Source organism: Legionella bononiensis (genome assembly GCF_016786215.1).
Lineage (GTDB): Bacteria > Pseudomonadota > Gammaproteobacteria > Legionellales > Legionellaceae > Legionella > Legionella bononiensis.
The window spans coordinates 26,055-42,730 of sequence record NZ_JADOBG010000019.1; the positions used below are offsets into that span (position 1 = coordinate 26,055).

Sequence of the window (16,676 nt, forward strand, 5' to 3'; positions counted from 1 at the left end):
CAGGCATTTGTATCGGTAAAATATAAAATGTCTAGATCTAATAATAATTCACTCTGTTTTAATTTTTGCCTGCTATAATTAATAATAATATTTATCTGGATTGAATCATGCCTGTTATCTTTTTATCAGAGAATGTCCAAGCTAGTTTGCTGGAAAGTCATAATAAAGGGAAAAGAAGATTTGAAAAAATCCCTTTAATTCAACGTAATTCCACAACCGGATGGCCTCTCTTACAAGTTAGTCTCTTTTCTCCTTCCACAAACGATACCCAGAGATATGAACACGCTTTAGGTGGTGGTAAGTGTCATTTTTTTTATATCGGCGCTTTTAACCTGGCTTGTGCTTTGGCAAAAATACCTGGTCCAATGGAGATTACAGCCGGATATGGTCAAACAGCTAAAAGAGAACAGCTCATAGCTGATAATGTAGGATTGTTCCTGGATAGCTTTAGCATTAAACATCAGGGTATTAATACAACTATAGCCTCTGATTCAGGAGCATATGGAAAAACATTAACTGTTCAGTGCCCAGAGGGAGATTCATCAAAATTACAATTTGCATTATTTGATGTTTTTAGATTTGCAGTAAAGAAAGGCTCAACAATTTCAGATATAGGCCTATGGAAGGATGTTCCTGGATATACTGAAAGGGAGATAAGAGAAAATATAAATGATGACGTTGCTGTATTTGCTGAGGGGCAAATTTTTGTAGATCTTGGCGAATTTCTAGAACAGCAAGTAAAAGATAAAGATATTACCGAATTTTTTAAACATTTATTCAAAGTGGATGAGTTTCTTGCGTTAAATGAACAACATTTGGCATTAGAAAATCCTTCGCCTGTGGTACAAGTTAATGATGTGGTCGGACCAAAGCTGACTGAGCCTGATTTAAAACCAATCCCATCAATTGTTCAGAGGGGGGAAGTCCCTGAATCACAAAGAAGCCATCATGATTTAGCTGAATCTCATCGGGATGTTTCAAATCAACCTGGTGTAAGGAAAAACGAAGGGATTGCATTTGATGATCTTAAATCAACCAACATACACCTAAAAAATATCTATTTTCAAATTAAAATCATGAGAGACTATGGCATATCTCTAACATCCAATGATCTGGATAAAGGAAAAGAAGTTCAGTCTCTTGCGAATGCCTTAGAGACGAAGCTGGATGATTTTTATAAAAATTCCCTGAATAAAAAACCGGATGAGCAGGAGTTATTGAAATTTAAAGCAGATTTTAAAGTACTATTGAATAGTAAAAATGATTTAATGAGAGAACACAGAGAAATTTGGAAACCTATTGTTGCAAATATTCTGATCAGTTTAACTGGAATTGGTTTATTGGCCCTTGCCGGTCATGCTCTATATCAAGCGGCAAAATCTTGGAACAAAAATGAGAAAATTACAGTTAACAAATTAATGTTTTTTGGAAAAACTGAATCAGAGAAGAAAGTTGAAGATATTGAACAAGCAATAGAATCTGCCCCCTCTGATATTAATAAAATAAAATAAAATCAATTCTGATTTCGTTGTCTCACTGTTTTTGTTGTCTGGGGTCTGGTTGTATAACCCCTTTTCCCGTCATGCGGGAAAAGAGGGAGCATGGATAAGGTTTAGTGAGATTAAATCACTATTCCTTCTACTTAAGAGTCATGTTATTAGTAGGTTCAACCCCATGATCTTCTTTCACTCTAGCCACAAATTCTTTGAAAAAGGTGTGAGCAGACTTACCAGATCTGTTATGCAACCTATTCGGATCAGAATTATGGCCATCTGCACCGCTATACGCGGTTTCCATTTTTCTATCACTGCTCACTTTTTTTCTGGCAGCTGTTAATTCTTCGATTTTGCTTGTATCGTTTTTATCAGTAGCTGAAATCAAGCGATCAATTTTGGCTTTTTCTGCTTTTCGCTCATCTGAAAGTCCCTTATGTATAGAGGCATAGTGAGGTATTACAGGATCGTCAATGCGATTTTCTCTTATTTCTTTCCTTGATCTGACAACAATATATTCTCTATATTCTTTGGGAATGTTTTTAAATGCATCAATGGCATCAATTTCCCAATTAGCTAACATAACAGCCAATTTAACGATTGGTTTGAAAATCCACCCTAATATTTTACCTCCAAAGCTTTCTTTATGACCTACAGCATCTCCGGCTTCATTTTTTTCCAGACGTGCATGACCTACCAAAAAATCGGTGATATTTGAAAATGAACGGCTATTGAAGATATTTATAGGTTGACCTAGTTGATGAAAATGATTGGCAACCAAAGATCCAATACCAGCGCCCAGGGAATGGGCCTTCAATGTTATATTTTGTGGGGAAACGCCTTGATCGAGCAAACGTTGTACCTGAGCAATACCATCGGTTACCAAATCATCTTTCGATAAGGCACGACTCGAACTTTGGCCTACGCCTCGAAGATTAAAACCAACTATATTCGCATCTAGGTCTACAGCATCCTGTTGCATCTCATCTACGATATCCTCGTAGCACATGCCATTACCGACAAAATTAATGATATATTTTTGGTATTTAGGCTCAACCTTCTTTTGCGATTCAGGTGTTACCTCAAAGGTATCAAGTTCTGCTCCATCATGAGTAATAACTTTATGTTGTTCGCAGGAGATTTGATCCGTATTATATCGGGAGGCATCTGTAATCTTCCAACGTGAAAAATCTTCGTTTTGAGCTGGTAAAACCAGGCCACTTATAGTCCTTCCTGCTAACTTATTCACACCGAGTTTTAATAGATCCCAGAGTAAAACAGGAGGAAAAACCGTGCGAAGACCAATAAATTTAAACCATTCCCAATTGGTGTATTGAGGTTTTGGTGCTTTATAAATTGCCATTGATTTTGTCCTAAGACATATTAGATGATTAAATTATACACAAATAATATTAAGATAGTATGATGCTCTTCAAGTAATGGTGTGGTACGAAGCTAAAACAAAGTCTTACTTTCTCTGTGTCAAATGTGCATAAACAGACAAATTTATTAATTAATAATTCATACTCCTGAGTTTTTGTAACCATTATTCAATAACATCAATTATTTTTACTTGCTCTAAACCATTCGATGTCGCCAATTTCGCATCATTTAGTCAAGTAAAACATTTACCCTTGCGGAACATATCAATGAGCACCATTTGAATATACAGATACAGTAAAGCTGAGATGGTATGAGAAATTTCGTTTGTCACTTATGAATCACAATGAATTAAAATAAACTTTGTTGATCTGATTGAGGACAATGTGTAGAATCATTTCTTTTTTTATTGGGAAGTTAAAATGCCTAGTTTCTTGAATCTAAAATTATTTAATCCCGCTCTGGTCTATAGTTTTGAGCCAGAGTCTTCACCAGAAGCACTTATCTATGGTGAGGGTTTGAATGAAGCACTTTATAAAATGGAACAATACGAGGACATGCAAGCTGCTTATATTTATGCAGAGGAAATTATATTGCCATGGATTCAAGCAAACGGTCTGGCTGCGCTCACACCGGAAATTTTTGAAGATTGGATACTAAACATACATAAACGAATGGGTAAAACCGTGCTCTCTCTAAGCGAGGAAGGGAAGAGCGGAGAATATTCCAAAATGATGGTGATTCGTTGGCATTTCGGCAGCAATATGATGAATCATTTGGCTATTTATTTCGCAAAGTTATTTAATCCTCAACTGTCAGAATCTGAATTTTTGAATATGCTTGTGAATGAAAATCAGGGCCTTGATTACAACGATGCGAAACAGTTTTTACATATTTTACAACGACTTGAAAAGGATAATACAGCCCCTATTCATTCTACTTTAAAAGAAATTATGAAATTGCAGGAGCCCTTTGTTGGTTTTACTCTTGCTTTAAACCGATTAACCACAGCCGTGCATGATAATCTGTTACCTAAACACGAGCGTGATGTTGTGGAGAAAATAGCCTTATTTGTTGATTATCCGGAACGTTTACCAGGCCAAATGCGCAATTTTGCTGAAACAATGGTTCCACTATGGAAACAACTCAACAACAACGATCTGGTGGCAGTGAGTGAGTTTTGCGCTGAACTTTTTTATCAATTTACTCATATTCACGCGTTTCCGAATGCTAATGGTCGAACTGCAACAGAATTGAATAATATTGTTCTAAGAAGTATCAATTTACCCGATATCCTTATGCGTAAACCCGGTGACCGTAATGCCAATACGGGTAGTTATGCGGAAGCTATAGCCAGCATAGAAAAAGACAGAAGGCCTTTAGCAGCACATATACTTAAATGTATCATTGAAGCACAAACTAAACCATTCGCAGATCCTGCCTTGGCAAAGTTAATTGACACGAGAATGGTGATGCACAAGATTGCATTGCAAATAAAAGCAATTAAGCCAGACTTTGATTTGAATCGAATTACTGAGTTTGTAGTAGATAAAAACCCTGCGCTTCAATTTTTAGATCATTCAAATAATGCCCATTCGCTAATAGCTTGTCAGCTCTTGATAGCAACTGCTCAAGAAGTTTTAACAGCTCTAACGAAAGAAGCCGAACGTAAAAAGATAGCAACTACTTCTGTATCACTTGTTTCGTTTCTTAAGCCCGCTTTCGATCGAAATGCTCTGCAAAACCAGATGGAGGAAATAACTGGATTTAAGGATTGGAAGATTACTAATAAAGAATCCTTATCTATATGGCGTTACTGCGCATCAGAAGCTGAAGCAACTGAAATCGTTAATGGTCTGAATCAGTTGAATTTTTGTGAGGCAAATGTTCGTACAACAGCAGAAAAGGGTAAAAAAATTGTTCTGTGTAGCAACATTAATCTAGAACAATTACAGAGTGCGATCCCATCACAAGCACCCAGTTGTCATTAATACTCCTATCTCTAGAGCAAAAACAATCAGCCAGAAGATTATTTGGCTGATTGTTATATCATTTACAATGATATATGTCATGCGAATGGATTTTCGAAACTTATCTTTAAGATACCCATGTTAACATATGCTAACAAGCTGTAAATATAAATTAAAATTGAGTTTTTAGAGCCGTCATCAAACCAAGATACAATGCCCGGATTATTTGTACTTTAATGAGTGGTATGGTACGAAGGAAATAGATAAAGCAGAAGCTAACTTTATCTGTGTCTAAGGAGCACTAAATGCAGAGAATAAGCACATTCATCAATACAATTAATGCCAGGTCTGAAAAATGAACTTATAAAATTCATTGAATTAGTGCCATAAATGAGGGAGTTTAGACCTTATTTGACGACGTTATTTGTAATCAGCTCTCCAGTTGCAAGACAGCACCAATAAGGAAGATCAATGTTCTCTTGTAACCAGGATAGGCCATCCCGGCCTTTTAGTATACCGATCGTAGCAATACTTCCAGCAATGATGCATTGATCTGCTAATATGGTTAGTGAAGCGATGTATTCTTCGACAGGCCAACCGGTTTTGGGATTAAGGAGATGAGAATAACGTTTGCCTTCTATTTCAATAAAGCGTTCATAGATTCCGCTTGTTGCAATACCGCCCTGCAGAACGTCTAATTGGGCACACGATTTTTTTATTTTTTGAGGATCCTGAATATGCACTGTCCATGTATCATGCTCCGGATAAGGACCAATAATTCGGATGTCTCCTCCTAAATCAATCAGACCACTATCAATCCCATGATTGAGACATAAAGTTGCAACCGCATCGGCACAATATTCTTTAACTATTCCACCAAAATCAATTTCCATATTCTTTTTAGGCAAAGCAAAAGAATCTCCCTTCCATATAACTTTTTCCCAGCCTACCAGGTCTAATAGCTCATCAATATATGCCTGGGATGGTACAGTTTCTTTGTTTTGAACTACTTTAAAATTCCAGGCCTTACGGAGAACACCGGATGTAATATCAAATAATCCATCACTTTGTTGATAACACACATCCGCATAATTAATAATAGCTTTTGTCTCTGCATCCAAAACATTAAAATGACCACTTCCGGCAGATTGATTGATTTGGCTGATAACACTATCTGGTCTATAGCGTGAGTATTTATCATTAAGCCGTCGTACTTCTTTAACGGCTTGCTCAATTACATAAGCGCCAAGCTTTTGTTCAACAGCCATAACTCGTATTTCACAAGGAGAACCCATGGAAGTAAAGCGAACAGCAAGTGGTTTTAATTTGCGCGCGATGGACCTCTTAACCACAACCACAACCTCCACCTCCCAGAGTGATGCCCCCACGTGAGGACTCCAGAGCTTTTTCAATGGTTTTGTTGTTCATATATTCAGGAACAGACCAAGGTTGAAGTGACATGCTTGCTTTGGTGAAATTACCCTTATCCCAAGGTTCTACCTTGGTGCAACTTACACATCCTATAACTGCTAAAAAAAGAAATGCGTGCATTCGCACTGCCGAATAATTAAGCTTTTTCATAAAGAATACCATGTAGTGTAACTATTTAAGGCTAAGGATCGTGATCCTGACTCATAATTCAATACCTATGATATTCATGGGTATTGAATGGATAACTTTAATTTATTAACTGCATTTATAGTATCTTCTCAATAAATCCGGAGAAAACCAAACTCCCAACGTCCCGCCGCTAAGCCGCGGGACATTGGTCACGTTTTTTTCCCGAGGATGTTGAGATTTATTTTACTAATTGTTTGATTGCCTTTAAATTCGCCTCATTATAACCAGGAAATATACCTATTATCTTTTTATCTGGCCCAATCAAATATGAAGTGGGTACTTTCGGCAATCCAAATTGTTTCGCTGAAATGCCTTGGGTATCAAGTAGCTGGGTGAACGATGCCGGGTATTTTTTCAGAAACTGTTTGGCCAACTCAGGATCTTTATCCAAAGAAATTCCAACAACCTTGAAGCCTTTAGAACCTAAGCTATTGGATAATTTAGAAAGAGTTGACATGGATACCCTGCAAGGAGCACACCAGGACGCCCAAAAATCGATTAAAACATATTTTGAATTGATGCCGCCCACATTTACTTTTGCTGATGAATTAGAGACTAAAGGTAAAGTAATATTGGGTACAGAGCCGCCTACACCTACTGCAAAAAGAAGGTTAGAAGCAAAAGCCAGGGTAAGAAACAAGAAACATCCGTATTTTTTCATTACATCCTCCATAGTTATGTAAATCCTAATTAGTATACACCTTTTATTCCAATATAAACTTCAGAGATATTCATTTGTGTAAAAACAGGCTCATGGGGGTTAGTAATTTTCGTACCTCCTAACCGTAATGAAGCTCTTCTTTTTCCATAAGAACCGCCTACATAGATTGTATTTGCGGCACTAAGTTGTTTATTGACTTGCAGTAATCCAGAAATTTGTCCAAATGAAGCGAATTGATACAAATTGGTATAGTAAATCGATGTAGGTGGTAAGGGCGCAAATGGCGGCACTAACAAATTGTAGAATGTACTGCCATTTTGCGAATAATACCGCACTCCAGGCTCCAGTCCCCAGCCATTAGCTAAAGCGAGCCGAAAAATAGTCTTAAAAGTAGAGGAGTTTACTCCCCAGGTATCTCTATAATAACGATAATTCAGATCAATACTTCCCTCATGAAAGGTTGGAAAGTAATGGATGTACCGCCCTGCCGCAGACCAACCAATTTTCGAATCAGGTACAAAATTGGTCTTATACGGATCGCGCAAATACCCTTTATCCAGAAAATAAGTAACGGCAATTTGCCCAATGGATTTATTATCAATAATCTGAGTCAGGCCACTCAATATTTGCCAATTAAAGTTAGTTCCACCAATTCTAGGCGTTACTGCCCCTAGTTGATCAGGTATTACATCATTAGATGTATAACTGGAGCCAAGGATTAATACAGTATTTTTATTATTAATATCCAGATTGGTTTCACCACCAATAAAATTAGATTTATAATCATATTCTCGTGATGCACCGACTTGCAGTTTGGACGTTGCGTTATCACCATAATAATTTAAATCAACAATACCATCATTGCGTTGATCTTTGACTGATGGACCTGTAACGATTTGGCGTACATCTCCGGCGGAATTGATCTGAACATATGAAAAAGGAGTAGCGCTGGTTGTTGCATCACGTCCAACGGTTGCTTTAATATCCATTCGCTCTGTAAATGGGATCTCAAAATAACCATTGATGGTTTCAACTTGATTCATTGGATCAGGACGTAGGGGATTTAAATTATAAGCCCGGTTATTGTGATATACATTCGTTTGAATAAAAGCAACATCCGCAAATAAATTCTTAACCGGCCGGGTCAGCCGGGTAAACACTTTTGAGTCCACACCAAAAACTGAATGAGGGTCATATTCAGAGCTTTCTGCATCTGTACTACTGGCTGCATTGTCTCCAGTTGTACTTTCATCACCCGTAGTAACCGTTCCATCTCCGGCAGTAACTGTACCATCTCCAGTAGTACTAACCACAGTTCCATCTCCTGCAGTTTCCGGATCTGTAGTGGTACTGTCTTTTTTAACTGGATCGCCCTCGATACAAAATATTTTTATGGTTTGTAAGTCCAATGTCTTCTTAACATAAGGTGCGATACATAAGTCTGGTGAACTATTAACTGAAGGAGCATTTATTAAGGGTTCATATTTTTTTTTAAATGCTGAAATATCGGTCGTTTTTGTATCTTGTTGTGCTATTGACGGAGATGCATGATTTAAAGCAGGTAAAAGTACAGCTGCTGCTGACAACGATGACAAAATTGATGGTTTTTTCATGACGCTTCTATCCATTAGCCTGAGTTCATTGGTAAATCCATTTGATAATGCATAGTTTGAAGAAATCAGGGGGTTAAAACTTGTATTAACAAAAGTATTAAGGTGAAGGGCATGCTACTTTTTTTGATAAATAAGTCAAGTACTTATAATTAATAATTTTTTTATTGAATGAGGGAAGATATTGAGATTACATTTTTGGTATCTATTAACCACAAATTTACAATTCAGGGTAATAAATCAGACCTATTTAGTTTAGTGGTCAATACAGCCTAATGGTGCTCTTTTATAATTTTAAGTAATAAGTATTGTTAAATGCATGATTCATGCAAATCTCCTCTGTTGACTTTACCGAGTCAAAAACAGCTGTTGGCACGTGTAAATCATTTAAAAAAACCTCACCACTATAATGTGAACCTTCACCAGCCAGAAGACCTGATTTCATTCCTAAAAAAGTAATCGTAGCTGTGGCAGGAAGTGCAATTCCGGCGATTATGCCAGAACTGGCTTCAATTCCTGTTGGAATTTCGAGTGCTAAAACAGGGTGGGTACCTGAACTTCACTTTAATGGTCCTACTGCGTTATAAAATTAACTGGTAAAGAACGCAAGCAAGTCTTTGTTTACTTCATCTTTGTGCGTGGTACACAAACCATGCGAAGCGCCTTTATAGATTTTGAGTTGAGCGTTTTTAAGTAATTTTGCAGACAACATGGCTGAATCTTCGATAGGAACTATTTGATCATCATCGCCGTGTATAATCAATACAGGTACATCAATCTTCTTTAAATCCTCTGTAAAATCGACCTCGGAAAATTGTTTAATACAGTCAAACACCCCTTTCATACCTGCCTGCATACCCATTAGCCAGAAAAAATCGCGGACACCTTGTGTCACTTTACTGCCTGTTCTGTTCGCGCCATAAAAAGGCTCGCTCAGATCTTTGAAAAATTGAGAGCGATCATTGATGACATTCGAACGAATACTGTCAAACACATTGATGGGCAATCCTTGAGGGTTTTCTTTTGTTTTCAACATCAAAGGGGGGACAGCCCCAATTAATACTGCTTTTGCTACCCGTTTGGTGCCATGGCGAGCTAGATAATGAACTAATTCTCCGCCGCCGGTAGAGTGTCCAACATGAATCGCATTTTTTAAATCAAGAGCTTCGGTAAGCAGAGCAAGATCATCGGCATAGGTATCCATATTATTACCGCTCCAGGGTTGATCGGAACGACCATGCCCACGACGATCATGAGCTATACACCGATACCCTTGCGATGCTAAAAAGAGCATTTGATCTTCCCAGGCATCAGAATTCAGAGGCCAGCCATGACTGAATACTACTGGCTGCCCGCTACCCCAGTCTTTGTAATAGAGTTTTATATCAACAGAATGTTCTTTACCTACGGTAAGATAAGCCATAATCACTCTCCTTAAATTATCCCTTAAAAGTCCAGAAATGGCAGTTTCGAATCATCATTTAAATATGCAGAATTAACCTGCTCATACACCACAATTTATGATGACATAAATTTTAGTACATTCAGGATAAATTAGCACAATAATGAACTTTTACTTTAACTACATTGATTTAAATCGATTTTATTTTGGTATATCAATCTGTTTATATTGTACAAGAAGTGCATGCATCGCCGTTGTCAACTGACTGAGCTGCTTCCAAGGATTGATCAAAAATCATCCTTTTTGATAGGTTATTTTATACGCAGTCAGACATTGATAATTTGGGGAAGGCATTATATCATCTTCGCCCGAGCAGTTTTCCATGGAGGAGCGGATGCAACGCATCAAATGTATTATCGCTGTAGGCCTTTTGGCTATCAATGTTCAAGCCCTATCTTATTCGCAACCACAGGGCCAATTAGTTATCCAGGGTGGAGGTTTTTCCAGCAACACAGGGAAGCCGCAACATATCTATATCAATACTTTGGTTGGTGACCAATACACCGTGACAAGTAAGCATGATAAAAAGGGCTTATTTGGATTAAGTTATCTCATCTCCGGGCCAAATTTTAAAAATGTATTAATAAGTTATGGCGTTAGTGGTTTTTATTTTCCAAAGATAAAAGTTAACGGAGATATTATCCAGGAGAATCTGTTTGCAAATCTGGGATACAGTTATGAAATCAGCCAGGTCCCGATTTATGCAACAACAAAAGCAGTTATAATGAATCATTCAGACCAATTTGGTTTAACTGTTGATGCAGGTATTGGCCCTAATCTCATCAAAACAAAAACTGTTAATACATGGCCTATCAATGGTAGTAATGCTTTACCCGAACGTGTATTTTCAGGAAGAAGTAATACCGCCTTTAGTGCCATGGCTGGCGTTGGATTCCGAATAAATCATGTTTTGGGTAAATTTCCGTTAGATTGCGGCTACCGTTATTTTTATTTAGGAAAAGGTAGTTTCTACAAACGCAGTGACGAATGGTTAAATACATTAAGTACAGGGGATAATTACGCCCAAGCTGTGATTTGTAGCGTCACAGTTTAAGTCTTCTCCTACACTATTTAAGGATAAAAAATGCAGAGATTTATAATAAAAACATCCGCACTGGTCATCGCGTTGTGTTCATCCGTAACATGTGCCACAGGAGATTTTTTTAACCTCAATACCACCGGGATGTCATTTAATATTAAAGCCATAAATAATTACTCTCAAGCAGGCATTAAAATAACGAGCGGACAAAAAATATTTTGTCCTGGATCGACAGCAAAAGGCGGTCATTGCATATTTCCAGCAAACAACATCACATCGCATAACCTGATTGGTATCGAAGGTATTGCGGGTCCTATCAACGTTGAGATGTGTTTAAACGGCTCCGGTCCAGCTTCCTGTGCAACCTACAGTAAAGCTATCGCACCTCTTCGTGGTATTAATTACGATCCGTCACATAGCTCAGCTTATCTCGCAGCCCAACAAGGCAATAATCAACCTGGTATGGCCAGCTCCATTGACAGTGACTTTAATCAAATAAAAAGAAATGGTTTTAACGTTGTCAAAACTTTTATATCAGTTGCCAGTACCATTAATGGACAACAAACTAATCTTGCGAGCATCGCTTGCTCAAAGGGTATAAAATTGATGCTTGGAGTATATGAGTTTCAGACATCTGATGGATGTAATAATAATGCCCCGGGAGGGCAATGTTCGCAATGGACTCAAGACCAGGTTCAAGGCGCTATCAGAAGCGTACAAAATAATCCTGGTTGTATAGTAGGTATTGTTGTTGGTAATGAAGATATTTATGATTATACTTTCACCAATCCTAATACCCAAATTCAACAGCGAATTGCAACAGATATTAGTACAATACAAGCGGCTCTTGGTGCGACAGTACCTGTTGGTACAGCACAACAAGATGGAGCGTTATTAGCATTAGCAAGAAATTATCCTGCCAATGATCCCTACGGGATTATCAAAAAACTCAATTTTGTCGGCGCGAATATTTATCCCTTCTGGAGTGCGCAACAGCCTGTTGCTCCGTCAGCGACGGAATTTGCAAATCGTCTACAAGCCGTGAGAACTGCTTACAGTACGTCTAATGGCCTGGCTAATAATATAAGAGTAGTAGTCACTGAAGAAGGATGGGCAAGTCAAGGTAATGCTGGTCAAAACCCCAATGCAACTGTGCCACAAGAAATTGTGTATTATAAACATTGGGTAGGAAGAGCAGATAAAGATAATTTTGATAGTTACTATTTCGGTTTTTACGATAAAGTACAGCCCAATAACGGAGACGCTGACAACTTTTTTGGGTTATGTACTTACACAGGAACTCAAAAATCCCCAAATTTATTCCCTTGCAGTTAAATTTTCGGTTCTGCCTCAGATCTTTGTGGCAGAACTCATGGTGTATTGCACCTGATTGTGTTTGCTTCATAGATCCCAACTTTTGCGAAGATGACTCGTTTATAAAATATGCAAATCAGGGTTAATTAATATGCATTTTAAACCGTGTGGATCTCTCAGAGGGTGTTCTTGGGATCCATCTTGCATGCTTATCTTTAGCACTTCAAAATTTTATTCATAGCTTATTTTAATGACAGGGTATAAATTGAATAGATAGTATCGATACAATGTTTCTATCGACAACCCAATAAAGTTTTTTGCAAAAGGGCTGAATTTGATATAAAAATATACTTAATCTAGGGCTCTAAAACCAAAGAGAGACTTGAAGGGATGCGCGATGAACACTAGAATCCGGGCGAATTTATTAGTTTACCCACCACTTTTGTTGGGAACACTGATTGTTTTTTTCCTTATAGCCCGCCAGCAGCAACAAATTATCATTGCACCGAGTCAATATTTGATCGGTGGATTATTGATCTGTTTTAATTTATTTGTCCTGACGTATCACTGGTTCGAACATGCTCATCCCAAATACAGCATGAATAAACGCAGGGTTATCGTATTAGGTATTCATCTTCTCGGTGGCAGTATTGAATTAATTTGCTGTATTTTGGGCATTGTGCTGCACTCGCCAGGCTTTGCCCTGGCCGCAGCTTTAAGCGCACTTTTGTTGCACCTGCCCGGTGCGGTCTATATGATTCCAGAAGTTTCTGGCGCCAAAGGAATAATGGTTCCCGCCTACATTTTTGTCGTGCTCCTAAATGGTTTTTTTGCTGTGAGCGTGTTGCTGGATCCTTCACGATTGCCCTGGCTTGTCTGCTTGTTTTTCAGCTTGAACATTTACGTGCTTTGCCGTGTCTTTTATGTGGTCTTTCGTATCGTTGGATTGTTTCCTTATGCGCGATATACGGCTGCTATTCTATTTTCCTGTTTTATGCTACTGCCTATTATTCTTGGTACCGCGGGTAATATTTTGTTAGTCTTTTTTATTCTGATTAATCTGTTTGCTTTTCAAAAACTGCTGCATCGTTCACCGCAACAAATAAACGACATGTACCTCGAACATCAACGCACTGAACTGAACAATGGAGTGATTCCTGTCATCCTCGATAAAAACCGGGTGCAACAGATTATTCATCAGCATCCTGATTATTCCCCCAACACATCATTCACTGATGTGGAACTTGCCAAGTTATTCTTTGATTTAACGGATACCGATCAAAACGGTTACCTCTCCTCAGCAGAATGGCTGGTCATTGCCCAAGATTGGAAGGTTGAATCGCCTTTGAAGGAGGAGTTGTTTTCCCTGATTGCTCGTGAAGAGGGCATTGATTTCATGAGTTTTTATCAAAAAGTATGGTTAATGGGCTCTCATTTTAATAAACCATTCCCGATAACTACCGGGATGTCGAGCAAAGATCAGGCTTATTTTGTTTTTCAACAACTTGATATTTACAATCAGGGTATCATTGGTGAACTGGAATTTAAGCTGTTGTTAACTGAATGGGGACTGTGTGCTGATGAGATCAAGAAGTTCTTGCAAACCATTCCCAACGGATTGAATTTTGAACAGTTTTATGCATCTTGTCCTGCAATCTGGAAGTATTACTTATCATGAAACCCATTCCCGTAGTTTTTATACCCGGTATAAAAGGTTCACGCTTACTTACTGACACGAATCAGTTACGTTGGTTGGGATTAAAACAAGTCTTAAATCTTGATCGCAAACCTCTTTATGCCAGTGAACCCCTGTTCCCTCAAGGCGTCCTAGAACGTATTTTATGGGAGTCTTTTTATGCTCCATTTTTGCATTTAATGCGTCAACGAACAGAGCATTTTTTTATTTTTTCTTATGATTGGCGGACGCAAGGATTGATTGTGGCAGAAGAGCTGCTGCAATTTATTCGAGAGATTAATGCTCAACATGGTCCGGTGTTACTTATTGCTCATAGTTTGGGCGGGTTTATCTCATTGCCGGTCATTCGCAGTAACCCTGATTTATTTCACGCTGCTTTATTTGCCGGTTCGCCTTTTGGAACAGGGATAGATTTTGCTCGAGACATGCATCAAGGAACTCGTATTGGCTTGAATAATCGAATTTTGAGCTATGAAGCTCATTTTTCCTGGTTCTCTCCTTATCTTTTTTTCCCTCTTGACACTGAAAACAATCGAATTGTAGATCACTATGGAAACACGGTTGCACATGACTGGTATGATCCCTTGTCCTGGGAGCGTTTGAATCTGTCGATTTTTCAAAAAAAACTGTCATGGGATCAATTATCAAATGCTCGCCAACATCTACAAGAAGCTTTATCTGTGGCAAAAAGCTTTCGCCAAGAGGTATGCAGAACGGATCAGGTCTCTGCCTTAGCAATGCCTCCACTTGCTGTACTGGCAGGTCAGCATCAGCCAACCCTTGCGCAGCTCATTTGTCAGGTCACAGCGCAAGGATATCAATGGGATTTTCAGAAGGGTTTAAAGGTCCCGGGCGATGGACGGGTGGAATTCACTGCCGCGATGCTTCCAGGCAATCTTAACGCGCAAGTGTTTACCAGTAATTACGGGCATGGACAACTTCTTAATGATTTAACGACTGTTGAGCGGATTTTATCAACATTAATCGAAGGATGATTTTGGTTGGTTTGAAATCCCATTAGCTGATTCAATCTTTAAAAATCCCGGGTAAAGAATTAGCAAAAAAAGGAGTGTGTTGGATATGAATATAATTCAATAATTGTTGTTTGCACTGCGGAGTTAATTCATCCTTATTGCGAATTGTTGCAATGCATTGAAGTAATACCTTATTTTTCTTTATATCTTCATCAGCTTTTTTTTCAAAGTAATTAAGATTTTCCGCTGATGTCGCGAAGGGTGTGGCGTCTTTCCAATCAAGTACAGGATTTAAACGAATATAAATGAGTTTGGGTAACTGATTCTCAGGAATGGTTGACATTTCGTGTATCATAAAAAAACTTAGGTATTCACTCGCTGCTTCGCTGTTCGTCTCAGTAGTTGCAGCAATTAAATTGGGCATCCATTGGGATATCCCCCAATGATAGCTTTCCTGGTTGCTGCTCATTTCCGGATAATTTCCAGTCCCCAGGGAAAGGACTACATAATGTTGTACATCGGGGCAGATTTTTGTAGCCAATCTGACGGTCATATAAGCCGGATTGTTGATAATCAGTCCAAGATCAGCGATATTATATTTGACTTCATGCTCTGGAGAAGAAAAGAGTATGGGAGCAAATATTCCCATTACAGAAGTGGCTCCTGATACTATATCTGCAATGGAATATTGATTTAAAGAATTATCACATTTTATCCAATTACAGAATATGAGTATGTTTTTGTGCTTTATGTCATAAGCAAAAAGTGCAACATGATTGGATAAATTCTTTAATGTATTATTTTTAAAGTGTTCTTTAAAAAAATCATTTTTATTTTGCGAATTGAACAGGGGCAGTATCAGACCATTTAATGAGATTATTCTGTAAAGAAGACTCTGGGAAAAAAAATCAGGAGATTTTTTTCTGTATAAATCACTGATTTGTTGTGCAGTGAAATGATATGAACCGAGATTATCAGATGGTTCTTTTGATAGTGCGGCAACAATAATGGCACCTGTTGATATCCCACCCATTAAATTAAAAATATTCGCAATGCCGTTAGGGTTCTGTAGTTCCAGGTATTTTAAATAGGCTAATGGAATCAGGCCACGTGTACCACCGCCATCAATCGTTAATATAGTATAAAAGTTTTGGGGACACATGTTTTCATTGCCCCCCAGTTGAGTTTGAGCTGCAGTTTCTACCGGATAAACGGTGTTTTGCTCTAATATATGAGAAGAGACATTTTTCATTAATAGGCTAAAAAGAATGATCAGTGCCAATATTATTGAAGACACTACATAAATAATCTTCATTCACTTTGCCTCTGTCTGCTTTGATATCTTGTATAAATAATATAGTTAATGCGATTAACTAGCGCCATCTAAAGTCTGAATTATTTTAACAATAGGTACTCTTTTCTTTTATAAAAAGAGTACCCGCATCATTTATTTTATA

General features: G+C 38.1%; 13 protein-coding genes and 1 pseudogene. 6 read left to right on the forward strand and 8 right to left on the reverse strand.

The genetic code is table 11. The annotated features are described in order from the left end of the window. The first annotated feature begins 107 nt into the window (after positions 1 to 107). A complete protein-coding gene (locus IZU94_RS11565) occupies positions 108 to 1,511 on the forward strand; it encodes a hypothetical protein (RefSeq protein WP_203110779.1) in 1,404 nt (467 codons plus the stop codon). A 127-nt stretch (positions 1,512 to 1,638) separates the two neighbouring features. On the opposite strand, the gene IZU94_RS11570 is transcribed toward IZU94_RS11565, so the two are convergent. Beyond that, positions 1,639 to 2,856, reverse strand: a complete 1,218-nt coding sequence (locus tag IZU94_RS11570) for an alpha/beta hydrolase family protein (RefSeq protein WP_203110781.1) — start codon at positions 2,854 to 2,856, stop codon at positions 1,639 to 1,641. Positions 2,857 to 3,295: 439 nt separating this feature from the next. Between IZU94_RS11570 and IZU94_RS11575 the strand changes: the two genes are divergently transcribed. Then, complete coding sequence (locus IZU94_RS11575) at positions 3,296 to 4,864, forward strand: Fic family protein (protein ID WP_203110783.1); 1,569 nt, start codon at positions 3,296 to 3,298, stop codon at positions 4,862 to 4,864. Between the two features lie 386 nt (positions 4,865 to 5,250). Here IZU94_RS11575 and IZU94_RS11580 read toward each other — a convergent pair whose 3' ends face one another. The 6 genes and pseudogenes from IZU94_RS11580 to IZU94_RS11605 all read right to left on the reverse strand — a co-directional run bounded on the left by IZU94_RS11580 (position 5,251) and on the right by IZU94_RS11605 (position 10,157). Next, on the reverse strand, positions 5,251 to 6,195 hold the full coding sequence (locus IZU94_RS11580; protein ID WP_203110785.1) for an FAD:protein FMN transferase: 945 nt from the start codon (positions 6,193 to 6,195) through the stop codon (positions 5,251 to 5,253). Continuing rightward, complete coding sequence (locus IZU94_RS11585) at positions 6,188 to 6,424, reverse strand: DUF4266 domain-containing protein (RefSeq protein ID WP_203110786.1); 237 nt, start codon at positions 6,422 to 6,424, stop codon at positions 6,188 to 6,190. The genes IZU94_RS11580 and IZU94_RS11585 overlap by 8 nt, the downstream gene beginning before the upstream one ends. A gap of 217 nt (positions 6,425 to 6,641) precedes the next feature. Beyond that, the gene (locus IZU94_RS11590) at positions 6,642 to 7,124 is read right to left on the reverse strand and encodes a TlpA family protein disulfide reductase (protein ID WP_203110787.1); all 483 of its coding nucleotides are present in this window, start codon (positions 7,122 to 7,124) and stop codon (positions 6,642 to 6,644) included. 29 nt (positions 7,125 to 7,153) lie between these two features. Beyond that, positions 7,154 to 8,737 carry a DUF3570 domain-containing protein gene (locus IZU94_RS11595; RefSeq protein ID WP_203110788.1) on the reverse strand — a complete coding sequence of 528 codons (1,584 nt, stop codon included), beginning with the start codon at positions 8,735 to 8,737 and terminating at the stop codon, positions 7,154 to 7,156. A gap of 283 nt (positions 8,738 to 9,020) precedes the next feature. Beyond that, positions 9,021 to 9,272, reverse strand: a pseudogene (locus IZU94_RS18320) (hypothetical protein); the annotation flags it as partial. 51 nt (positions 9,273 to 9,323) lie between these two features. Then, positions 9,324 to 10,157: an alpha/beta fold hydrolase gene (locus tag IZU94_RS11605; RefSeq protein WP_203110789.1), complete on the reverse strand. Its 834-nt coding sequence runs from the start codon at positions 10,155 to 10,157 to the stop codon at positions 9,324 to 9,326. Between the two features lie 373 nt (positions 10,158 to 10,530). Here IZU94_RS11605 and IZU94_RS11610 point away from each other — a divergent pair, with 373 nt between their 5' ends. From IZU94_RS11610 to IZU94_RS11625, 4 genes are all read left to right on the forward strand, one after another. Continuing rightward, on the forward strand, positions 10,531 to 11,250 hold the full coding sequence (locus IZU94_RS11610; RefSeq protein ID WP_203110790.1) for a hypothetical protein: 720 nt from the start codon (positions 10,531 to 10,533) through the stop codon (positions 11,248 to 11,250). Positions 11,251 to 11,280: 30 nt separating this feature from the next. Next, positions 11,281 to 12,570, forward strand: coding sequence for a hypothetical protein (locus IZU94_RS11615; protein ID WP_238400704.1), 1,290 nt, complete (start codon positions 11,281 to 11,283; stop codon positions 12,568 to 12,570). 376 nt (positions 12,571 to 12,946) lie between these two features. Next, positions 12,947 to 14,227 (forward strand): hypothetical protein, encoded by a 1,281-nt coding sequence (locus IZU94_RS11620; RefSeq protein ID WP_203110792.1) that lies wholly within the window; start codon positions 12,947 to 12,949, stop codon positions 14,225 to 14,227. After that, positions 14,224 to 15,240 carry an alpha/beta fold hydrolase gene (locus tag IZU94_RS11625; RefSeq protein ID WP_203110794.1) on the forward strand — a complete coding sequence of 339 codons (1,017 nt, stop codon included), beginning with the start codon at positions 14,224 to 14,226 and terminating at the stop codon, positions 15,238 to 15,240. Before IZU94_RS11620 ends, IZU94_RS11625 begins: the two co-directional genes overlap by 4 nt. A 31-nt stretch (positions 15,241 to 15,271) precedes the next feature. Here the strand turns inward: IZU94_RS11625 and IZU94_RS11630 are convergent, their stop codons facing one another. After that, positions 15,272 to 16,534 carry a patatin-like phospholipase family protein gene (locus IZU94_RS11630; RefSeq protein WP_203110796.1) on the reverse strand — a complete coding sequence of 421 codons (1,263 nt, stop codon included), beginning with the start codon at positions 16,532 to 16,534 and terminating at the stop codon, positions 15,272 to 15,274. Between the last annotated feature and the right edge of the window lie 142 nt (positions 16,535 to 16,676).